The following is a 2,505-nucleotide window of genomic DNA, read 5'->3' as shown; positions in this document are numbered from 1 at the left end:
GACGAACTCGCCGACGATGGCGCCGTCGACGACGGCCTTCACGGCGGGAATGCCGCGAACGCCGAACCGTGCCGCGAGCTCGGGGTTCTCGTCCGAGTTGATCTTCGCAAGGACGAATCGCCCGGCGTGCTCCGCCGCGAGCTTCTCCAGTATGGGCGCGAGCGCGCGGCAGGGCCCGCACCACGGTGCCCAGAAGTCGATGACGATCGGCACACGGCGGGAGCCTTCGATCACGACCTGTTCGAAGTTGGACGCGTCGACGTCGATCGCATGCGTGGTCATCTGCGGGCTCCACCGATCGCTTGACCCGGATCGGACGACGGCAGCCGGGTGGTTCTGCCAGGATGCTCGGGCCGGCTTCAGATCCGGCGGGCGAGGTCCGCGGCGCGGCCGATGTACGTGGCCGGCGTGAGGGCGAGCAGACGGGCGCGATCCGCCTCGGGAATGGCGAGACCGGCGATGAACGCGTGCAGGGTGGCGCGATCCATCCCGGCCTGGCCGCGGGTGAGTGTCTTGAGCTGCTCGTAGGCATCGGCAATGCCGTGCCGCCGCATGACCGTCTGAATGGGCTCGGCGAGCACCTCCCAGCTTTCGTCCAGGTCCTGGGCGAGCCGGGCGGGATCGAGCGCGAGCTTGCCGAGCCCGCGCAGGCAGGCGTCCCAGGCGAGCAGGGTGTGGCCGAAGACGACGCCGAGGTTGCGCAGCACGGTGGAGTCGGTGAGGTCACGCTGCCAGCGCGAGATCGGAAGCTTGTCGGCGAGATGACGCATGAGCGCGTTCGCGATGCCGAGATTGCCCTCCGAGTTCTCGAAGTCGATCGGGTTCACCTTGTGCGGCATGGTGGAGGAGCCGACCTCGCCGGCCTTGGTCCGCTGGCGGAAGTAGCCGAGCGACACGTAGCCCCAGATGTCCCGGTCGAGGTCGATCAGGATCGTGTTGACGTGGGCGCAGGCGTCGAGCAGCTCGGCGATCGCATCGTGCGGCTCGATCTGGATGGTGTACGGGTTGAACACCAGCCCGAGCGATTCGACGAACCTGCGCGCGAACCCTTCCCAGTCGATCTGCGGGTACGCGACCACGTGCGCGTTGTAGTTCCCCACCGCGCCGTTGATCTTGCCAGTGATCTCCACCGCGGCGAGTCTGCCGCGGGCGCGCTGCAGGCGATGGACGACGTTTGCGATCTCCTTGCCCATCGTGGTGGGCGAGGCGGGTTGGCCGTGCGTGCGGGCGAGCATCGCGGCGTCGGCAAGCGCGTGGGCAAGCGCGCGCAGGCGGCCGATGAGCGTGTCCAGGGCCGGGAGCAGCACCTGGTCGCGCGTCCCGGCCAGCATCAGCGCGTGGCAGAGATTGTTGATGTCCTCGGAGGTGCAGGCGAAGTGGATGAACTGGGATGCCGCCGCGAACGCGGCATCGCCGGCGAGCTTCTCGCGCAGGAAATACTCGATCGCCTTGACGTCGTGATTGGTCTCGGCCTCGATGGCCTTCACGCGCTCGCCGTCGGCGAGGCAGAAGTCCGCGACGATGCGGTCGAGAGCGCCGATCGTCGACGGCGAGAAGGCCGGGAGTTCGGCGATGGTGCGGTCGGAGGCGAGCGCCTTGAGCCACTCGACTTCCACGAGCAGGCGTAAACGAATTAACGCAAGCTCCGTGAAATACGCCCGCAACGGCTCGGTCTTAGAGTGATAGCGTCCGTCGAGCGGCGAGAGAGCAAGAAGAGGCTGGAAATTCATGACGTTCACTAAGTTTTCGCGAATTCTATCACGCACCCCGAGTGGCACGGCCGTTGCTAATTTCCTCGCAAGCAGCGAACGGAGGTAGCGATGGGAACGATCGGCAAGCTCAAGCAGAATGCGCAGGACAATGGCTGGAGTGCCGCTTTTGCCAACGGGTTCACGGAAGGGCAGGCGTCGCGGCAGCGTAACGATGCGCTGACGGCCTATCTCCGCGTGGGGATCGACGACTACGCCAAAGGTTTCCGCACGGGCTATTTCGCTCGTCCGACCAACGCGCCGGTGCTCGAGCGCCCGGTCGATCGGCAGGTCGTCGGTCTGTAGTCGAACATTCGACGTCGACGCTGCTGCGTCGACGTCCCTCGAATCGGCTCGGAGGGCTCGCGCCGAATCACGTTCCTCCCTGGTCCTCCATCCGGGTTCGGCCCGCCAGGGGCGTCAATCCGGCCGAGATCCTTCATCTCCGAGAGCGCTGCAACGCGGGCTGGTCTGCTGCTCCAGGCGCTTCGGTCGGGAACTCGTCCGACGAGTCGAGCAGCTGTATCCCGCGAAGCGCCGTGACCGCGACACGAGTGATCGCGTCGCACTCGCCGCGTCATTCGTTCCGAGGCATCATCGGGCTCCGTTCAAGGGGATCGATCGAAGATGCCCGACTCACCTCCATCACCCGCCGATCCGGGGCACGCTTCCTCCGCGGAATCGCTCGAGCGGTGGCGATCCCGCGTCACGCGCTGGTCGATTGCCGTCATGGCGACGGCAATCGTCGTGTTCTTCG

General features: G+C 66.4%; 3 protein-coding genes. 1 reads left to right on the top strand and 2 read right to left on the bottom strand.

The window, feature by feature from the left end; translation table 11 throughout:
* Together IT182_17215 and purB are read right to left on the bottom strand one after the other, a co-directional pair.
* Positions 1-282 (bottom strand): co-chaperone YbbN (locus IT182_17215; GenBank protein ID MCC6165089.1); only part of this gene is annotated, 282 nt, incomplete at its 3' end.
* A 77-nt stretch (positions 283-359) separates the two neighbouring features.
* Complete coding sequence (gene purB, locus IT182_17210; GenBank protein MCC6165088.1) at positions 360-1,730, bottom strand: adenylosuccinate lyase; 1,371 nt, start codon at positions 1,728-1,730, stop codon at positions 360-362.
* A 90-nt stretch (positions 1,731-1,820) separates the two neighbouring features.
* Between purB and IT182_17205 the strand changes: the two genes are divergently transcribed.
* The gene (locus tag IT182_17205; protein ID MCC6165087.1) at positions 1,821-2,054 is read left to right on the top strand and encodes a hypothetical protein; all 234 of its coding nucleotides are present in this window, start codon (positions 1,821-1,823) and stop codon (positions 2,052-2,054) included.
* Positions 2,055-2,505: the final 451 nt, after the last annotated feature.

This window comes from Acidobacteriota bacterium, from assembly GCA_020845575.1.
Classification (GTDB): Bacteria; Acidobacteriota; Vicinamibacteria; order Vicinamibacterales; family Vicinamibacteraceae; genus Luteitalea.
The sequence above is the reverse complement of the archived record's forward strand: the minus strand, read 5'-3'. Positions and strand labels throughout refer to the sequence as shown.